Origin of the sequence: Priestia sp. FSL R5-0597, assembly GCF_038006305.1 — a bacterium.
Classification (GTDB): Bacteria; Bacillota; Bacilli; order Bacillales; family Bacillaceae_H; genus Priestia; species Priestia zanthoxyli.
Map to the genome: position 1 here is coordinate 32,768 of NZ_JBBOUZ010000004.1, position 20,336 is coordinate 53,103.

Sequence of the window (20,336 nt, forward strand, 5' to 3'; positions counted from 1 at the left end):
TCGGGTTAATAGCCCTTTTCTTTTTTTACAGAATGTCTAAGATATAGCTGGAGTAATCAAGATACTTAAAATTTTCTAGTAATAAAAAACCACCATGCACAAAGTAAATTGTACATGGTGGTTTTTTTACTATTTTAGAAGCAACAGCCTTTATTGGATTTTTTATTTTGACTATTACAACCAATACAGAATGTCTTCTGTATAAAGACATTTAAAGTTCCTTCCGTAGTAGCAGAAGGATTCGAAACAGTTAATTTTTCAAAGTTTTCAACTTGAAAGGCTCTTGTAGAACCTGCAGGTATAGTCGCTGAGATCGGTAGTCTAGATCCTCTAACAAAAATTGATACCGTAAGACCAGTAGCTACACCAACGCCAGTAGCTGCAGCTGATAACTGAAGAAGCGTTTTGTTATGGTTTCTAGTAAAGTCTTCAAAAACAGTTACATCTATAGCATTAGCAGGAACTGCAATAGTTAATGGGATATTTCCTGTTAAATTGGTTCCAGAACCCTCAATTGTATGATTTTCAACAAAGAATTTTTCATTCTCTTTTTTCTTATTATATGAACCCTTAGATGGGTAAGCAGCTTCTACATAATATACTTCATCGTTTTTATTATGGTGACGATAGCTTTTTATAATAATCACTCCTTTTTTATTTATATACTATTTTATTCATTTGTTTATAAAATGTTTGTGTGCTTGTCCAATAATAGTCATTTTCATAAAAAAAGTGATTATTTGACTATCTAATTTCAGGTTAACAACACGTTAAAGGAATTATTTGTACGTAGAGATAAGGTAATTAGAGTAGAAATTTCGCAGAGGTTGGTTGTTTGATAAGCTAATAGAAACAGTAGCAGTGAAGTTTAAGGCGTAAACAAATATGTAAAATTCAAGTACAATACAATGCTTTAATTGCAGAATTTCACCCCCTCACCATTTGGTGAATAGAAAATGCATTCATGCATCATTACTTTAACAATTAGAACATTCACCTTTTGTTCCCTCTCAGGTGTCTTTCTGGAATCAAAAGGTGAATCTCCACACCTATACAAATACATATAATAAACTGTTTACAGAGTTAGTTTACGTTCATCAATCATTTTGTAAACTATATCTTCATTGTTTTCTAAAAGCTCTTTAGTAGTGGCACTATGGTTTTTGGCATGCCGAGAAAAATTCGCTTTGCTATACCATTGGTGACATAGAGGACAAGGTAATTCGTTTTCAACTTCATAATTAATTGACGTCCACCTAGTAGAAAAAAAAGGGGATTTATCTGTATTTTCCTTTGTATACGAAGTGTTTTCACGATGTATACGATTTTGTATTCGCTGTGTAGTTGCAGCAACTTCATTTGTACTAGCGTTGTATAGACCATCTTCTAATTCTTCTTTAATGAGCAAATATCCAGCTTCAGACATAGATAACCCTAACTCTTCACAACGTTGTCGAAATTGCTCATATATACTTTCAGGTAATCGAATGGGCAGAACCTTACTTGGTTCTTTTGCTTTTGATTGCCGAGCGTACTTATCCAATTTCCCCAACCTTATCACCTCATTTATACAATTTGTATATACATTCAATACAAGTCTTTATTGTTCCTGCTAACGCCTTAACTACATCCTGTATACGCTATGTAGTTAAGGCGTTTTAGAGTGAAATCTATTTATTTAATATACTTGGTGAATGAAGAGGTAAAAATTGTATCGATAATGCTCCTAAACAATGAGCCCGGATGATGCTAGTTATCAGTAGGATTCACCCTTAGGTTATAAATTCTATAGCACTTATACTATCATTAGGCGCTCATTTACCAAGTAAATGAATACCATAAGTATTGGAAGTTCTATTTGAAGAAAAAACTGAAAAACTTACAGTTATTTCAATATTTGTTAACAAACCTATATATAATCATTCCAGATAAAGAAGACACGTGTGAATGTATATGTTGGACAAAAGTCGCTAGAGTAATATTTCTTCATCTTTTCTTTATAAAAGCTATAAAAAGTCAAGTTATAATTAACTACTCTAATGTATAAAGAACCTCAAGGTTACCTTTCTTCTTTTATCCTTCTTGTATGTCTACTCTCCCCTTCACTGATTTAAGGTAGATGAAATTGCAATAAAAGGAGGTATTGACACTTGATACGTAGATACGTTCTCTGTAAAAAGATCTCTTACAAAAAAAAGAAACGAAAAGCTCATTGTTACAGATTACCCCATTCTGTATATGTTTCCAATTCACAATCTATATTGGTATTTTGTTCTATTCATAACCTCTGTAATCAAAAGTATAGAGGTCCTCGGGGGCTACAGGGGCCTCAGGGGTCTCAGGGGCCTCAAGGGCCTCAGGGGTCTCAGGGGCCTCAAGGACCTCAGGGGTCTCAGGGGCCTCAAGGGCCTCAGGGGCCTCAGGGGCCTCCACTCTCAGATTTAATTCCCTCCACTAATTTATTATATTTTACTTTTTCAGATGGTCAAAAACGCCTTTATACCAATAATGATGGGATAGCTCAATATGGAACCACTGAAATATTGGCACCTGAAGAAGCTTCTTATATCAATTTATTTATTAATGGTATTCTACAGCCTAATATTAATTATCAAATTCAAAAAGGAAGCTTAACTTTACTAACAGAAGAAGTGCCTTCAAAAGGGGTTCCTATTATTATCCAATTTGTGTTAATTAATAAGGAAGTATAAAAAAGTTTATAAATTCTAAGATAGTCATAAAAAAAGAACTGACTTCCCCAGTTGGGAAATCAGCTAAAAAATACAATACATTAGTTAGTTTACAACAAACTCAACCACAATAGGAGTAGCAGATGCAAGGGTGTCTCCATCAGGAATGGTAATAGAACTAGTAGTAACTGTTGAAGTATCACCTGTTTGAATTTGCCCGTTAATATAAAGATTATAATAAGCAGGAGCAGTTGGAAAAACTGTAGCAGCTGTTCCTCCATCAGTAGTAAAAGCTGTAGCAAGAATATTATAGGTAGCGCCAGTACCTGTTCCTGCTCCTGCAGTGCTACTAAACCTTAAAGAATTCATAAAGGGCTTAACGATTGGCATTTATAATCCTCCCTTCTTAATTATTGAATTATTTATCGCTCTTCTTTTTTAAAAATTTTAAAATGCTTCTTTACGAATACACTTTGAAATCATTAAAGGAAATATAAAACAACGCTAATTCTCTATTTATTATTCTTCTACTTTAATTTAGAAACGGCAAAAGACCTAAATGGTAAAAAGATTCTTCACCATTTAAAAATTTGGACTGCCTATATAGACTATTGACCGTGGCAAATAATAGAAATCTGACTATTAATAGATAGAGGGGATATTAACATTCTTTCTACATCCCATGCTTCGAAAGGAGAATAAGACATATGCCTATTATTAAACCTGTTTTTACAGCCACTAGTACAATTGCTGGAGATATTACAGTAGCAACAGCAACGAGTGTGGCTCCTACCCCAGCAAGATTTACAACATTTGTAACGGCCCCAATGGTTGCAGGAGGAGTCACATCGATACCTGCTGGAAGCTTTATTGATGATGTAGGAGCAACAATCACAGCTTTGCCTGATGTAACAGCTAATTCTTACGCTAATATATATATCAATGGAGTCATGCAACCTACTAATGTCTACACTTTATCTACTACAGCCTTAAATATTGATGATACTGTAACTGTTGGAGCACCTGTAATTGTAGAATTTGTTACTCACTCTGCAACTTCTACCTCAACTCCAACTAGTACGTTATCTGTCACTACCGTAATTAATACGTAATCCTATATAAAATAAAAAACATGACAAACCTTTAATCTTGTCATGTTTTTTATTTTATATTGGAGTGTAACATTTGAATTTCCAATATAAATAATTGCTCTTTATATAGACTCGTAAAAAAGATTCTTTTTAAATATGCCTTTCATTGTCCAATCAACTGAAAACCCTATTCTATATACTATAGTGTAAGAAAAAAAAGGAGTGATTGATATAAACTTACAAGATATAAAAGGCCCTTATAATTTGGTGGCTGGCTTAGGAAGCTGGTGTGGCCCAGCGCTTTATTCCGAACGTCACGGTTTGAGAAGGCATTCGTTTCCCCTCGATTGGATGCAATCTCCTTATCTCCCCGATATAAATACATTATTAAGAAATAAATTTCAAGGTTTTATGGAAGCAGAAAACATAATTGAAAAAGACATACTCGCTAATTATATGGATGATAACGGGTACCCTATTTTTAAACCAGGAACTTCTGAATCAATAAGAGCTCATTATGTTACAGATATTAAATATAACATCGACTCTGTCCACGATTTCCCCATGATTCCTAATCAAGACTGGTCTGCCCAATATCCACCTTATAAAATAAGATTAGATCATCGTATTCAAACATTTCTTAATCAAATCGCGCAAAGTCAACGTACGTTATTTATAAGATATGAATGGATGCCCACAAGCTACGAAGACGTAATTAACTTAAAATCAATTTTAACAGACATGACTAACGGTAACTTTAACCTTCTGTTAGTTGAGACTGTTGACGAAGAATTACATGGAGTAAAAGACATGAATTTTGGAACACCTGAAGACAAAATTTGTTGGGTTCAAGTTTCGCGAGATAATTGCACCAATACTTCTGTTTGGAATGATTTATTAAGCGGCATAACACTATTAAATTAAACGTTACTCTTTTTTCCTATAATATATAAAAGAAAAGGGACAAGTATACAAGCAAACCTCCTTAATTTTCATATTAATATACTAGAAACATATAAAGGAGGTTACACTTTGAGTTGTTCTAAAAAAAGAAAGTGCTACTGTAGTTGTCTAAATTCCAAACCTTCAAGAAAAAAAGAAAAAAATTGTAAAAAAACAAAATGTGCAGAGAAAAATTATTTTTGTTCCAATAGATATAACAATGCACTTATTGAAACTGATACCAGACAACAGATCCTCAGTGATCAAGTTTCTGATTCAATCATTCTTGTGAAAAACTCCTGTGATGTTACTATTACTGCAACAGATACACAAACAGCCATATTTCTTCAAAGCTTCATACAAATATTAACCATTTTGTTACTTTCAATAGGTCTCGATGCCAATTCAATAAGGCTGTTTTTACAAGAAGTTTCCCAAACCGCAAGGTCACTTCAATTAAATAGACAAAGAGTTATCGTTAAAAACAGTAAAGGTGTCAATGTAACAACATCCAATAACGATACAGCTGTTTTTATACAAAATTTTTTACAAGCATTGACCTTGTTACTAACTCCTTAGAAAACCATTGACCCTTTAATAACCTGTTAATAGAATTGTTGAAAATACTATGCGAACAGAGTTATGACAAGTAGTATCTTCAATATATCCTCATAAACTAACTAACAGTGTACAAGCTATTGAAAATTCTTTGCTACTACAGCCTGTACACTATTTTATTACAGAGAAAGTTATCTAAAGCCACTACATTTATAGAATGCCTATATTACAACAAAAAGCAAAACACTTTTTATAACCTCTATGTAAACGATTTTCCATAACTATAAAAGAGTTTTTCATTCATCATAAATACATATGTAATACTCATAAAAAAGAAGCGTGTTAACACACATTCCATATCTAGGGACAAATAAGTAACGCTTGAAGAAAGAAATGGAGTAATTCAGTAACTTATAAATTACCTATAAGTAAACGTTTTTTCTATCCATATTTCCCATTTCTTAATGTAGCAAGTAATTGTTCTAAATTGTATTTTCTCGCAATAGGAAATAAGCTTTTCCCTGGTTCTCCTTCATACTTCTGAAAAAGATCCAATATAATAGGTCGGTTTTCTTCATGAAATTTATCAATTTTGTAAAAGCTTTGTTTAACCAATTTTTCAGTTATTTTTATGTGCATTTGTTTATTCTGTTCTCGTATTAAAAATCGTTCTTTAGATTCTTTAGGGACAACATCTAAAAAAATAATAATATCGGCTTTACTAAAACGTAAATCATACGTATCTAGATATCCCCATCCCTCAACAATCCAACTTGCTGTATTTAACACCCTTTCTAACTTTTTTTTAAAGTACCTCTTTCGTTGCCTAATTTGCGATATTTTTCTCATTTTAGGTTCTCTAAACCACAAATCTAAATGATGGATAGGTATATGTAATTTTTCACCTAACTGTGCAGCTAGTGTAGTTTTACCTGAACAACTATTTCCAAATATAACAACCTTATACATTAATATCACCTCAATTTATGTATAAAATTAAATCAATCCAATTATTACTATTTTTATATTCAATTATGCTCGCTACGTACAAAACATCATGAACTTTAATTCAAAAAGCTATCCAACAAATAACTTATTGGATAGCTTTTTAACTGTTAATTATTTTCTTATAACAAATTCAATAGTAACTTGAACGGATGTCCCCTCTATACTGATGATCTGCACAACAGCTGAATCCTCTCCTGTAAAGTTTAAGTTAGGGATATAAATAAACTCGCCGGTCTCCGTATTAAGTTTAAATCTACCATTCTTCGTCCCCTTTAAGATTTGATATTTAAGCGGTAGGTTTTTGTCTGTACAAGCATCAATTTCACCACATATTTTCTTGTTAATAATTCCTTTTATGCATTGATTAGATGCCTTTATAGGACACTTACCTTTTAATTTATTTTTACGCGGATCTCGCAACGATTTCTTTTTAGTATTAGATTTACCCGGAACTGGTGGCGGTGCTGGCGACACTCTTCTTTCCACAATAAAAGTAATTGCTGCTTCACTTGAAGCTCCATCTGAATTAGTGACTCTTATGATTACTGTATCTGTTCCTACAAAATTAACGTTAGGGATATAGATAAACTGGCCTGTATTTTGATTAATTCTAAACTGTCCGTTTTGAGCACCTGTTATAGCTTGATAAATTAGTGGTAAAGAATTTGGATCAATAGCAATGAGCTGACCAGTAGTAAGAGTATTAACAAATAACTTTATTACTTGCCCTACCACATTAGGAGGCTGAGGGTCTCTGCCTACTACAACTGTTACCACTACCAGTAGTTCTGTTCCTAGATCATCTCGTACTAATACAGTAAAGGTATCCGTTCCTACAAAATTAGGCGCAGGCTGATAGACAAACCTTCCATTGGAATCAACGGTTACGCTACCACTTAAAGGAGCTGTTGCTAGTGTGTAATTTAATGGACGTGCCAGCAAATTTGTTACCTGAATATTACCAACCACTTGAACCCCCTGCAAAGTAGCAAAGGTATTATTTCCTGGAGTAATTATATTATTACTTGCGGTAGAATTGACAGTAACAATTGAGAACGCTTGTTGTCCGTCACTGTTTCTTACAGATACCACGAATTGATCCTGACCAACAAAGCCTGAATTTGGTGTATAACTAAACGTTCCATCTGCTCGTAGTACAAGTACTCCATTCGTTGGTGGGGTAGCCACAGCAAAGGTAAGAGGCCTTCCTAATGCATCCGTTGCGATAATTTGACCTTCAATAATTTGACCAGTTGGTGTGGTTAAAAGTTGATTTTCAACTGTAATCGGATCATCAACTCCCTGAATCAAAACAGTAACACTAGTTGTTGCTGACTGACCAAGATTATTCTGAACAGTTACTGTGAAAGAATCTATACCGGTAAATCCTGGATTCGACGTATAGATAAATGAACCGTCTGGATTAAAATTCAATGTTCCGTTTGCAGGTAAACTCTGAATTTGATAGGTTAATGGATTACCTAATGCATCAACTGCCGTAACTTGACCTGTAACAGGTTGGTTAGTTACTCCTTGAACCGTAAGAGGAGTTACAACAATGCTATCTTGATTTTCTTGAACAACTATCCGTACAATACCAATTGCAGAGTCTCCTCTGTCATTTTGAATCAACACAGGAAAACTATCTTCTCCAAAAAATGCTGGATTTGGTGTATAGCTAAACGTTCCATCTGCATTTACCACAGCTGTTCCATTGGATGGAGATGCATTTAAAGAAAACCTAATTGGTCTCCCAAAAGGATCAGTAGCCGATATCGTCCCTGAGACAGTTACACCTTGCTGAGTCTGTACTGTGATGTCTTGTGGTGTAATAGTACTTTGAACCGGATCAATTATAATTAAAACTGAAGCAATTGCTTGATCTCCTTGATCATTTTGAACCAGAACGTCAAATTGATCAGTTCCATTCACACCAGGAGTTGGTGTATAAACAAACGTTCCATCTGGATTTAAGATAACCGTTCCATAAGCAGGGAGGTTGTTAAGGGTATAGGTTAGTGGCCTATTTAGCTGATCTCGAACTGAAAGTGCACCATTTACACTCTGCCCTTCTACTGTTCGAACAGTAGTATTACTGACTACAATTTGATTTACCAATTGTGTAACAGTTATTTGAACCGTAGTAGCTGCATTTAAACCTTTCTCATTTTGAACAGATACTGTAAAAGAATCTGTTCCTATGAATCCTGGATTTGGAGTATACGTGAAAGTACCGTCTGAATTTAGTATTAAATTTCCATTCGCTGGTCCGCCAAGTAAGGCATAAGTTAATGCTTCTCCTTGTGGATCAATAGCTGCAATACTTCCTGTTACGGGCTGCTGTTCGATTGTTGATAGTGCTTGATTAGCTACAATTGGCGCCTGTTCTATCGGTCCCTGAGTAATAACAGAAATAGTTGCAACAGCTGTATTACCAAGAACATCACTTACAAGTACTTGAAATTGATCTGTTCCAAAGAATCCAGGATTTGGCGTATAACTAAATATCCCATCTGGGTTAACTATGACAGATCCACTATTTGGATTCGACGTAAGCGTATAAAACAATTGGTTTCCACTCAAATTTGTAGCACTTACTTGCCCAGAAACTGGGGTGTTGAATAAAGTCGTTATTTCACTATTGACCACTGAAATTATGTCTCCTACTACTACTGTCACAACAGCATTAGCAATACTTTGATTTCCAGCTGAATCTATAACAACGATATCAAAGATATCTTCTCCTGTGAATCCAAGATTTGGAGTATATACTAAAGTTCCATCTTGGTTTAATACAACAGTTCCATTTGATGGCGGAATGGCTACAGCATAACTTAATGGAGAGCCTGCTGGATTCACAGTAGCGATAGACCCACTTACAGGTTGATTTGCTAAAGTAGTTAACGTTAGCCCTTCAGCGCTAACCGGTAAATCTTGAGATTGGACTTCTACAGTAATAGTTCCAAACCCTTGGTTTCCAAGAGGATCTCTGGCGAAAACAGAGAATGAATCTGTTCCTACAAAACTTGGATTCGGCGTATACGTAAATGTTCCATCTGAATTAATAATGGCCGTACCATTAAGTGGTGCTAAATTTAGACCATATACTAGTGGATCTCCTTCAGGATCAAAGGCAGGAACTTGCCCTGTTACAAACTGACCCTGGACAGTTGAGAGTGATAAATCTACAACAATCGGTGGTTGGTTCACCCGAATTACACTGATAGTTACAAGAGATTGTGCACTAGCTCCGCGACTATCCCTCACCTCCACTGTGAAAGAATCCAAACCAATAAAATTAGGGTTTGGGGTATACAAAAAGGTACCATCTGGATTTACCACAGCTGTTCCATTAAAAGGAGTACCAGATAAACTAAAAGTGAGTAGATTATCGTCTGGATCTGTGGCAAAAACTTGCCCGTTAATTGCTACATTTTCTATAGTCTGAAGGATAACATCACTTGTAACTGGCGAACTGTTCACGTCAATAACTGTAACATTTACAATAGACACTGCTGTAAGACCTGTTGAATCTTCTACAATAACCGTAAATAAATCTGGACCTACATAATTAGAATTAGGTGAATATATAAAACTGCCATCTCCATTTACTATGACGCTTCCATTCACTGGAGAAGTTCCTAAACGATACGTGAGCAGATCTCCATTCGGATCGCTTCCTACTACCTGGCCAGTTACAGATTGATTTTCAGGAGTGGTAACCGAATAATTAGGTACAGTGGGTGGCTGTTCAACTGGTATAACAATAACAAATACATTCGTAATAATAAACTGTCCAGCTGGATCGGCTATACGTACAGTAAATGTATCATTTCCAGCAAAATTCTCATTTGGTACATAAGTGAATAACCCTTCTTGATTGATTACGGCTGTTCCATTAGTCGGTAGATCTTGTAAGGTGTACGTCAGCACCTCTCCATCTGGATCAGTTGCTACGATTTGGCCTGTAACAGGGCTTTCTTCAAAAGTAGTAACCGTAATAACATCTGGACCTACTGGTGGATCATTTACTGGAAGAATCGTAATCGTGATGGTGGAAATGGCTGTTCCTCCTTGGCCGTCGCTTACTACGACACTAAAGCTATCTACCCCGTTGTAATTTTCATTTGGCGTATACGTGTAGGTTCCGTCTGGATTTACTACCACCGTTCCATTCACCGGACCTGTCAGTAACCCGTACGTTAGGGGATTTCCGTCCACATCTGTTGCCACCACTTGGCTATTTAAACTCGTGTCTTCGTTGATCACAAACTCATAGTTCGGCACCACTGGTACATCGTTCACTGGCGTGACCGTCACAAATACATTTGTCACTATAAATGCGCCCGACGGGTCGCTTATTAACACCGTAAATGTATCCGGACCATTATAATTTCCATTTGGCGTATACGTGAACGTACCATCTGGATTTACCGCAGCCACTCCGTTTGTTGGCGGATCTTGTAAGCTGTACGTCAGCACCTCTCCATCTGGATCAAACGCTGTAATTTGACTCGACACTGGCGTATCTTCATTGGTAACCAACGTCACCACCACTGGACCTACTGGTGGATCGTTTACTGGCAGAATCGTAATCGTGATGGTGGAAATGGCCGTTCCTCCTTGGCCGTCGCTTACTACGACACTAAAGCTATCTACCCCGTTGTAATTTTCATTTGGCGTATACGTGTAGGTTCCGTCTGGATTTACTACCACCGTTCCATTCACCGGACCTGTCAGTAACCCGTATGTTAGGGGATTTCCGTCCACATCTGTTGCCACCACTTGGCTATTTAAACTCGTGTCTTCGTTGATCACAAACTCATAGTTCGGCACCACTGGTACATCGTTCACTGGCGTGACCGTCACAAATACATTTGTCACTATAAATGCGCCCGACGGGTCGCTTATTAACACCGTAAATGTATCCGGACCATTATAATTTTCATTTGGCGTATACGTGAACGTACCATCTGGATTTACCACTGCCACTCCGTTTGTTGGCGGATCTTGTAAGCTGTACGTCAGCACCTCTCCATCTGGATCAAACGCTGTAATTTGACTCGATACTGCCGTATCTTCATTGGTAACCAACGTCACCACCACTGGACCTACTGGTGGATCGTTTACTGGCAGAATCGTAATCGTGATGGTGGAAATGGCCGTTCCTCCTTGGCCGTCGCTTACTACGACACTAAAGCTATCTACCCCGTTGTAATTTTCATTTGGCGTATACGTGTAGGTTCCGTCTGGATTTACTACCACCGTTCCATTCACCGGACCTGTCAGTAACCCGTACGTTAGGGGATTTCCGTCCACATCTGTTGCCACCACTTGGCTATTTAAACTCGTGTCTTCGTTGATCACAAACTCATAGTTCGGCACCACTGGTACATCGTTCACTGGCGTGACCGTCACAAATACATTTGTCACTATAAATGCGCCCGACGGGTCGCTTATTAACACCGTAAATGTATCCGGACCATTATAATTTTCATTTGGCGTATACGTGAACGTACCATCTGGATTTACCACTGCCACTCCGTTTGTTGGCGGATCTTGTAAGCTGTACGTCAGCACCTCTCCATCTGGATCAAACGCTGTAATTTGACTCGACACTGGCGTATCTTCATTGGTAACCAACGTCACCACCACTGGACCTACTGGTGGATCGTTTACTGGCAGAATCGTAATCGTGATGGTGGAAATGGCCGTTCCTCCTTGGCCGTCGCTTACTACGACACTAAAGCTATCTACCCCGTTGTAATTTTCATTTGGCGTATACGTGTAGGTTCCGTCTGGATTTACTACCACCGTTCCATTCACCGGACCTGTCAGTAACCCGTACGTTAGGGGATTTCCGTCCACATCTGTTGCCACCACTTGGCTATTTAAACTCGTGTCTTCGTTGATCACAAACTCATAGTTCGGCACCACTGGTACATCGTTCACTGGCGTGACCGTCACAAATACATTTGTCACTATAAATGCGCCCGACGGGTCGCTTATTAACACCGTAAATGTATCCGGACCATTATAATTTTCATTTGGCGTATACGTGAACGTACCATCTGGATTTACCACTGCCACTCCGTTTGTTGGCGGATCTTGTAAGCTGTACGTCAGCACCTCTCCATCTGGATCAAACGCTGTAATTTGACTCGATACTGCCGTATCTTCATTGGTAACCAACGTCACCACCACTGGACCTACTGGTGGATCGTTTACTGGCAGAATCGTAATCGTGATGGTGGAAATGGCCGTTCCTCCTTGGCCGTCGCTTACTACGACACTAAAGCTATCTACCCCGTTGTAATTTTCATTTGGCGTATACGTGTAGGTTCCGTCTGGATTTACTACCACCGTTCCATTCACCGGACCTGTCAGTAACCCGTATGTTAGGGGATTTCCGTCCACATCTGTTGCCACCACTTGGCTATTTAAACTCGTGTCTTCGTTGATCACAAACTCATAGTTCGGCACCACTGGTACATCGTTCACTGGCGTGACCGTCACAAATACATTTGTCACTATAAATGCGCCCGACGGGTCGCTTATTAACACCGTAAATGTATCCGGACCATTATAATTTTCATTTGGTGTATACGTGAACGTACCATCTGGATTTACCGCAGCCACTCCGTTTGTTGGCGGATCTTGTAAGCTGTACGTCAGCACCTCTCCATCTGGATCAAACGCTGTAATTTGACTCGACACTGGCGTATCTTCATTGGTAACCAACGTCACCACCACTGGACCTACTGGTGGATCGTTTACTGGCAGAATCGTAATCGTGATGGTGGAAATGGCCGTTCCTCCTTGGCCGTCGCTTACTACGACACTAAAGCTATCTACCCCGTTGTAATTTTCATTTGGCGTATACGTGTAGGTTCCGTCTGGATTTACTACCACCGTTCCATTCACCGGACCTGTCAGTAACCCGTATGTTAGGGGATTTCCGTCCACATCTGTTGCCACCACTTGGCTATTTAAACTCGTGTCTTCGTTGATCACAAACTCATAGTTCGGCACCACTGGTACATCGTTCACTGGCGTGACCGTCACAAATACATTTGTCACTATAAATGCGCCCGACGGGTCGCTTATTAACACCGTAAATGTATCCGGACCATTATAATTTTCATTTGGCGTATACGTGAACGTACCATCTGGATTTACCACTGCCACTCCGTTTGTTGGCGGATCTTGTAAGCTGTACGTCAGCACCTCTCCATCTGGATCAAACGCTGTAATTTGACTCGACACTGGCGTATCTTCGGTTGTAACCAACGTCACCACCACCGGACCTACTGGTGGATCATTTACTGGCAGAACCGTAATCGTGATGGTGGAGATGGCTGTTCCTCCTTGGCCGTCGCTTACTAGTACGGTAAATTGGTCAGTTCCATTAAAGTTTGCATTCGGTGTATAGGTATACATCCCATCTAACCCTACGTTTACTATTCCGTTCACTGGAGCATTTTGTAACGAATAATCCAGCTGATTACCATCAATATCAGTTGCAATTACCATAGAAGTTACAGGTGTGTCTTCGTTAGTCGTCAACTGATAATTTGGAACAATTGGAGAATCATTTATTGGAATAACTGTAACGATAACTGATGCAGTAGCATTTCCTCCTAAGTTATCAGTTATATATACTACAAAAGCATCTGAACCGTTAAAGTTTGCATTCGGTGTATACGTAAATATTCCTGTATTAGAATCAATTGTTACTACTCCATTAATGGGTGGGTTTTCAATAGTGTAAACAAGTGGATTTCCATTTACATTAGTAGCAATTACTTGATTTGTTACTGGTGTGTCTTCATCAGTAGAGATTTGCAAATCCTGTGAAGTTGTAGTTCCGTTTGTTTCAAGGACCGTTACAAAAATAGTCGATAGTGCAGTGGCTCCTTCTGGGTCTGTTATTAATATGGTGAATTGATCATTACCTATGAAATTGTTATTAGGTGTATAAATGAATGTACCATCTTGATTTATGACGGCTGCACCATTATCTGGATTTTGTTGAAGAGTATAGGTTAGAGTAACGTTGTCAGGGTCTGAAGCAGGTATGCTGCTTGTAACAGGAAGATTAATGGTCGTTGTAACAGCTCTATCTCCTCCTACTGGCGGATCGTTTACAGGCACTATTGTTAAGGTCACAGTAGAAAGGGAAGTTCCTCCTTTACCATCTGATACCAGCACACCAAAAGTATCCATTCCGTTGTAATTTAAATTTGGTGTATAGGTAAATACTCCATTTGCCCCTAATACAACACTTCCATTTGACGGAGGCGGATTCAGCAAAGTAAATGTCAACGGATCCCCATCTGGATCAAAAGCTGGAATTTGATTTGTAAGAGGTGTATCTTCATTAATTGTAAATGCTAAATCAGCGGTGATTGGAGGGTCATTCACTGGAATTACGTTTATTGTAACGGTCGAAACCGCCGTTCCCCCCTGACCATCTGACACCAATACCGTAAATTGATCTGTCCCATTAAAATCTAGGTTTGGCTGGTAGCTAAATGTTCCATCTCCATTCACCACAGCTACTCCGTTTACTGGCGCAACCTGTAGCTGATAACTAAGAGGATTTCCATCCACATCTGTCCCTACCACTACTCCTACCACAGGACTATCTTCCTGCGTGCTGAACGTGTAGTTCGGCACCGTTGGTGCATCATTCACTGGCGTGACTGTTACCGTCACCGTTGAAACTGCCGTGCCGCCTTGACCATCGGACACCAACACTGTAAACTGATCCGTCCCATTAAAGTTCAGGTTCGGCTGGTAGCTAAACGTTCCATCCGTATTCACCACGGCCACTCCGTTGCCCGGTGCCGTTTGTAGGCTAAACGTTAACGGATTTCCATCGGGATCTACCGCCACTACTTGATTGATTAACGTGCTATCTTCCGCAATCGTAAAACTAACATTGGACGTAATTGGGGGATCATTGACAGGGATAACGTTGATGGTCACCGTTGAAACCGCCGTTCCTCCCTGACCGTCTGACACCAATACCGTAAACTGATCCGTCCCATTAAAATTCAAGTTTGGTTGATAACTAAACGTTCCATCTGCGTTCACTGCAGCTATTCCATTTGTTGGACCATTTTGCAGCTGATAACTAAGAGAATTTCCATCCACGTCCGTTCCTACCACTGCTCCTACCACAGGGCTGTCTTCTTGCGTACTAAACGTGTAATTTGGCACCGTTGGTGCATCATTCACTGGCGTGACTATTACCGTCACCGTTGAAACTGCCGTTCCTCCTTGGCCATCGGACACCAACACTGTAAACTGATCCGTCCCATTAAAGTTCAGGTTCGGCTGATAACTAAACGTTCCATCCGTATTCACCACGGCCACTCCGTTGCCCGGTGCCGTTTGTAAGCTAAACGTTAACGGATTTCCATCGGGATCTACCGCCACTACTTGATTGATTAACGTGTTATCTTCCGCAATCGTAAAACTAACATTGGACGTAATTGGGGGATCATTGACAGGGATAACATTAACGGTCACCGTTGAAACTGCCGTTCCTCCCTGACCGTCTGACACCAATACCGTAAACTGATCCGTCCCATTAAAATTCAAGTTTGGTTGATAACTAAACGTTCCATTTGCATTCACTGCAGCTATTCCATTTGTTGGACCATTTTGCAGCTGATAACTAAGAGGATTTCCATCCACGTCCATTCCTACCACTGCTCCTACCACAGGGCTGTCTTCTTGCGTACTGAACGTGTAATTTGGCACCGTCGGTGCATCATTCACTGGCGTGACTATTACCGTCACCGTTGAAACTGCCGTGCCGCCTTGGCCATCGGACACCAACACTGTAAACTGATCCGTCCCATTAAAGTTCAGGTTCGGCTGATAACTAAACGTTCCATCCGTATTCACCACGGCCACTCCGTTGCCCGGTGCCGTTTGTAAGCTAAACGTTAACGGATTTCCATCGGGATCTACCGCCACTACTTGATTGATTAACGTGCTATCTTCCGCAATCGTAAAGCTAACATTGGACGTAATTGGGGGATCATTAACAGGGATAACATTAATGGTCACCGTTGAAACTGCCGTTCCTCCCTGACCGTCTGACACCAATACCGTAAACTGATCCGTCCCATTAAAGTTCAGGTTCGGCTGGTAGCTAAACGTTCCATTTGCATTCACTGCAGCTATTCCATTTGTTGGACCATTTTGCAGCTGATAACTAAGAGGATTTCCATCCACGTCCGTTCCTACCACTGCTCCTACCACAGGGCTGTCTTCTTGCGTACTAAACGTGTAATTTGGCACCGTCGGTGCATCATTCACTGGCGTGACTATTACCGTCACCGTTGAAACTGCCGTGCCGCCTTGGCCATCGGACACCAACACTGTAAACTGATCCGTCCCATTAAAGTTCAGGTTCGGCTGATAACTAAACGTTCCATCCGTATTCACCACGGCCACTCCGTTGCCCGGTGCCGTTTGTAAGCTAAACGTTAACAGATTTCCATCGGGATCTACCGCCACTACTTGATTGATTAACGTGCTATCTTCCGTAATCGTAAAGCTAACATTGGACGTAATTGGGGGATCATTGACAGGGATAACATTAATGCTCACCGTTGAAACTGCCGTTCCTCCCTGACCGTCTGACACCAATACCGTAAACTGATCCGTCCCATTAAAATTCAAGTTTGGTTGATAACTAAACGTTCCATTTGCATTCACTGCAGCTATTCCATTTGTTGGACCATTTTGCAGCTGATAACTAAGAGGATTTCCATCCACGTCCGTTCCTACCACTGCTCCTACCACAGGACTGTCTTCTTGCGTACTAAACGTGTAATTTGGCACCGTCGGTGCATCATTCACTGGCGTGACTATTACCGTCACCGTTGAAACTGCCGTGCCGCCTTGACCATCGGACACCAACACTGTAAACTGATCCGTCCCATTAAAGTTCAGATTCGGTTGATAACTAAACGTTCCGTCCTCATTCACCACAGCTACTCCGTTGCCTGGCGTTGTTTGCAGGCTAAACGTTAACGGGTCTCCGTCAGGATCTACTGCCACTATTCGATTAATTAACGTGCTATCTTCCGCAATCGTAAAACTGACATTGGACGTAATTGGGGGATCGTTTACGGGGATGACATTAATCGTTACTATTGAAACCGCCGTTCCTCCTTGGCCATCTGAGACTAATACTGTAAATTGATCACTTCCATTAAAATTTAGATTTGGCTGATAACTAAATGTGCCATTTGCATTTACTACGGCAATTCCATTTGTTGGCCTATTTTGCAGCTGATAACTAAGAGGATTTCCATCCACGTCCGTTCCTACCACTGCTCCTACCACAGGACTGTCTTCTTGCGTACTAAACGTGTAATTTGGCACCGTCGGTGCATCATTCACTGGCGTGACTATTACCGTCACCGTTGAAACTGCCGTGCCGCCTTGACCATCGGACACCAACACTGTAAACTGATCCGTCCCATTAAAGTTCAGATTCGGTTGATAACTAAACGTTCCGTCCCCATTCACCACAGCTACTCCGTTGCCTGGCGTTGTTTGCAGGCTAAACGTTAACGGGTCTCCGTCAGGATCTACTGCCACTATTCGATTAATTAACGTGCTATCTTCCGCAATCGTAAAACTGACATTGGACGTAATTGGGGGATCGTTTACGGGGATGACATTAATCGTTACTATTGAAACCGCCGTTCCTCCTTGGCCATCTGAGACTAATACTGTAAATTGATCACTTCCATTAAAATTTAGATTTGGCTGATAACTAAATGTGCCATTTGCATTTACTACGGCAATTCCATTTGTTGGCCTATTTTGCAGCTGATAGCTAAGAGAATTCCCATCTACATCGGTCCCTACGACTGCTCCTACCACAGGGCTATCTTCTTGTGTAGTAAACGTGTAGTTTGGCACCGTCGGTGCATCGTTTACAGGCGTTACTGTCACTGTCACTGTCGAAACTGCTGTTCCTCCTTGCCCATCTGACACCAACACCGTAAACTGATCATTTCCGTTGAAATTTAAATTGGGGGTATACGTGTAAGCTCCACTGTTAGTTACGACAACTGTGCCGTTTGTTGGGGGAGATTGTAATTGGAAAGTAAGTAAGTCACCATCTACATCTGTAGCTTGTATCTGACCAACTAAAGGGGTATCTTCATTAGTAATAACTGCATAGTTTTGAGTAACGGGATTATCGTTTACAGGCGTATTTATAATGGTTACTACAGAAGTAGCTGTTCCTCCTTGCCCATCGTCTACAATAACTGTAAATTGATCGGTTCCATTAAAATTTAAATTGGGGGTATAGACAAATTGCCCATTAGGATTAACAGTTACTACTCCATTAGCCGGTCTCGTGCCAATACGGTAAGTTAGAGGGTTCCCGTCAATATCATTGCCAATGACTGTTCCAATTGCTACAGTGTCCTCCGGATTTGTAATAGTATAGTTAGGAACTGTAGGAGGAGTGTTAATAGTTGTTACACTATTGACAGGAGAAGCACCTGATCCGGCTAATATATTTCCTGGTGTACTTTCAAATTGGTAATTAATAAAGACTTGATTACCAAGAGAAGAGATTGCTGTCAGAGGACCAACTACTCTAACCTGATATGTCAATACTCGAGTTTGGTTAATATTTAATGTACCAAGTGACAGGCCATTTCGGATATCTGCATTTGTCTGAGTAACTCCATCCACTTGCAAACTATTAGGAATAAAAGTTGTTGCTGAAGACAATGGATCTGTAGCTATTAGAACATTGGCAGAAGCTGTACCAGTATTACTTACTTGGACTGTATAAGTAATAATATCTCCTGTTCGAGCGGATGTAACATTGGCAGACTTTGATACATTTAAAACAGGTGCATTAATATCTACTTGAAGAGCTAAAGCACTAATAACGTAAGTATCTCCACTCGTCGTTCCACGTACGACGGCACTGGTTTGGTTATTTGATAAACGAGCTGAGACGTCAATATTGGTAATATCCCACCCCTGCCTCGCACCGGATAAGCTACCTCCTGGTGTGCTATTTAAACTGCCAAATTGTCCACTTGTATCTAATACACCACTATCATTATTAATTTGAGAAGCAAAAAAGTTATTTACAGGGTTATTCGGCCCCGAAACTGGTTGTAAAGCTGCAACCGTAGGGCCAAATTGGAGCTGATCACCTACTATAGCTGAATCCCCTTCAATAGCACTTACTAATAATCTACCATTTACTGTTCCTGTAATAGGCGTACCAAACCCAGTTACAGCTGCCGTAGAGCTTCCTGTAGCTGAACTTGTTAATTCTGCTCCAACAAAAATGGACAAGTTACGAGATTTCTGTAAAGGATCAGCATAGACTACGGCCAATGTCCATCCAGCTGCATTGGCATTGTTTTCTGTTGTACTTTGTGTTCCTGGAACTCCTAATACCGAATAAGTACCTGATTGAGAGATTAGGTTCGTAACATTTGCACTACGAACGTAATAAAAGCTTGAAGTTGTTAAGGTAAAACGTGTAGCCGTGTCTGGCTGCACGCTAACTGTTCTGGTAGGAGTAATAAAAGTCACAGCGTTATTTAAAGCTGCGCTAACATCTTCTCCACCATAAAGATAGCTTCCACCCCATATTAATTCTGCATAAAGAATTTGAGTAGTGGTAGATGGAATTCTTAAAACTGCACTAGAAGAGTTTTGTAGATAATTTGCCGTAGTTCCTGTAGGAAACGATCCATCTATGGAGCTTGGATTTACACTGAAAAAAGTTCCTATTGAGCCTGCTGTTCCAGGAGCATTAGCATTGGCTTGTTTATTTAAGCCAAAAGTGTTTCCTGTAAATGTAACAGCCCCATTAGCATTGGTTAAAAACCGATTAACATATGGCATTTACTCACCTCTGATAATAAAATAAATCGTAACAGTATATGTAAAGTACCAATAGAAATGTGTATATAGACCCGTCTTATTTTGGGTACAAAAGATAATAATTTTCAGATTGTTAAATCGTAAC

The 20,336-nt window shown here is 39.7% G+C and carries 9 protein-coding genes; 4 read left to right on the forward strand and 5 right to left on the reverse strand.

Annotation, left to right across the window (positions count from 1 at the left end; translation table 11 throughout):
• Nucleotides 1–134 precede the first annotated feature (134 nt).
• Nucleotides 135–647, reverse strand: a complete 513-nt coding sequence (locus MKX72_RS27990; RefSeq protein ID WP_052191924.1) for a hypothetical protein — start codon at nt 645–647, stop codon at nt 135–137.
• Nucleotides 648–1,075: 428 nt separating this feature from the next.
• On the reverse strand, nt 1,076–1,552 hold the full coding sequence (locus MKX72_RS27995) for a hypothetical protein (RefSeq protein WP_154974761.1): 477 nt from the start codon (nt 1,550–1,552) through the stop codon (nt 1,076–1,078).
• A 598-nt stretch (nt 1,553–2,150) separates the two neighbouring features.
• Between MKX72_RS27995 and MKX72_RS28000 the strand changes: the two genes are divergently transcribed.
• Nucleotides 2,151–2,711 carry a DUF4183 domain-containing protein gene (locus tag MKX72_RS28000; RefSeq protein WP_155008787.1) on the forward strand — a complete coding sequence of 187 codons (561 nt, stop codon included), beginning with the start codon at nt 2,151–2,153 and terminating at the stop codon, nt 2,709–2,711.
• Between the two features lie 84 nt (nt 2,712–2,795).
• Here MKX72_RS28000 and MKX72_RS28005 read toward each other — a convergent pair whose 3' ends face one another.
• A complete protein-coding gene (locus MKX72_RS28005; RefSeq protein ID WP_154974766.1) occupies nt 2,796–3,080 on the reverse strand; it encodes a DUF4183 domain-containing protein in 285 nt (94 codons plus the stop codon).
• A gap of 317 nt (nt 3,081–3,397) precedes the next feature.
• Here MKX72_RS28005 and MKX72_RS28010 point away from each other — a divergent pair, with 317 nt between their 5' ends.
• The 3 genes from MKX72_RS28010 (at nt 3,398) to MKX72_RS28020 (ending at nt 5,302) form a co-directional block, all read left to right on the forward strand.
• Nucleotides 3,398–3,802 carry a DUF4183 domain-containing protein gene (locus MKX72_RS28010; protein ID WP_028412740.1) on the forward strand — a complete coding sequence of 135 codons (405 nt, stop codon included), beginning with the start codon at nt 3,398–3,400 and terminating at the stop codon, nt 3,800–3,802.
• 201 nt (nt 3,803–4,003) lie between these two features.
• Nucleotides 4,004–4,705 carry a DUF1796 family putative cysteine peptidase gene (locus MKX72_RS28015; RefSeq protein ID WP_154974769.1) on the forward strand — a complete coding sequence of 234 codons (702 nt, stop codon included), beginning with the start codon at nt 4,004–4,006 and terminating at the stop codon, nt 4,703–4,705.
• 108 nt (nt 4,706–4,813) lie between these two features.
• Entirely contained in the window at nt 4,814–5,302 is a 489-nt protein-coding gene (locus MKX72_RS28020) for a spore coat protein (RefSeq protein WP_098627456.1), read from the forward strand.
• A 420-nt stretch (nt 5,303–5,722) separates the two neighbouring features.
• On the opposite strand, the gene MKX72_RS28025 is transcribed toward MKX72_RS28020, so the two are convergent.
• Nucleotides 5,723–6,250 carry an adenylate kinase DNA topology modulator gene (locus MKX72_RS28025; protein ID WP_154974772.1) on the reverse strand — a complete coding sequence of 176 codons (528 nt, stop codon included), beginning with the start codon at nt 6,248–6,250 and terminating at the stop codon, nt 5,723–5,725.
• A 150-nt stretch (nt 6,251–6,400) separates the two neighbouring features.
• A complete protein-coding gene (locus MKX72_RS28030) occupies nt 6,401–20,212 on the reverse strand; it encodes a tandem-95 repeat protein (RefSeq protein ID WP_340761023.1) in 13,812 nt (4,603 codons plus the stop codon).
• Between the last annotated feature and the right edge of the window lie 124 nt (nt 20,213–20,336).

Bases quoted from the DNA above. Each gene is read 5' to 3' on its own strand.
- MKX72_RS28010 (WP_028412740.1), top strand. From the start codon at position 3,398: ATGCCTATTATTAAACCTGTTTTTACAGCCACTAGTACAATTGCTGGA.
- MKX72_RS28005 (WP_154974766.1), bottom strand. From the start codon at position 3,080: ATGCCAATCGTTAAGCCCTTTATGAATTCTTTAAGGTTTAGTAGCACT.
- MKX72_RS28025 (WP_154974772.1), bottom strand. From the start codon at position 6,250: ATGTATAAGGTTGTTATATTTGGAAATAGTTGTTCAGGTAAAACTACA.
- MKX72_RS28030 (WP_340761023.1), bottom strand. From the start codon at position 20,212: ATGCCATATGTTAATCGGTTTTTAACCAATGCTAATGGGGCTGTTACA.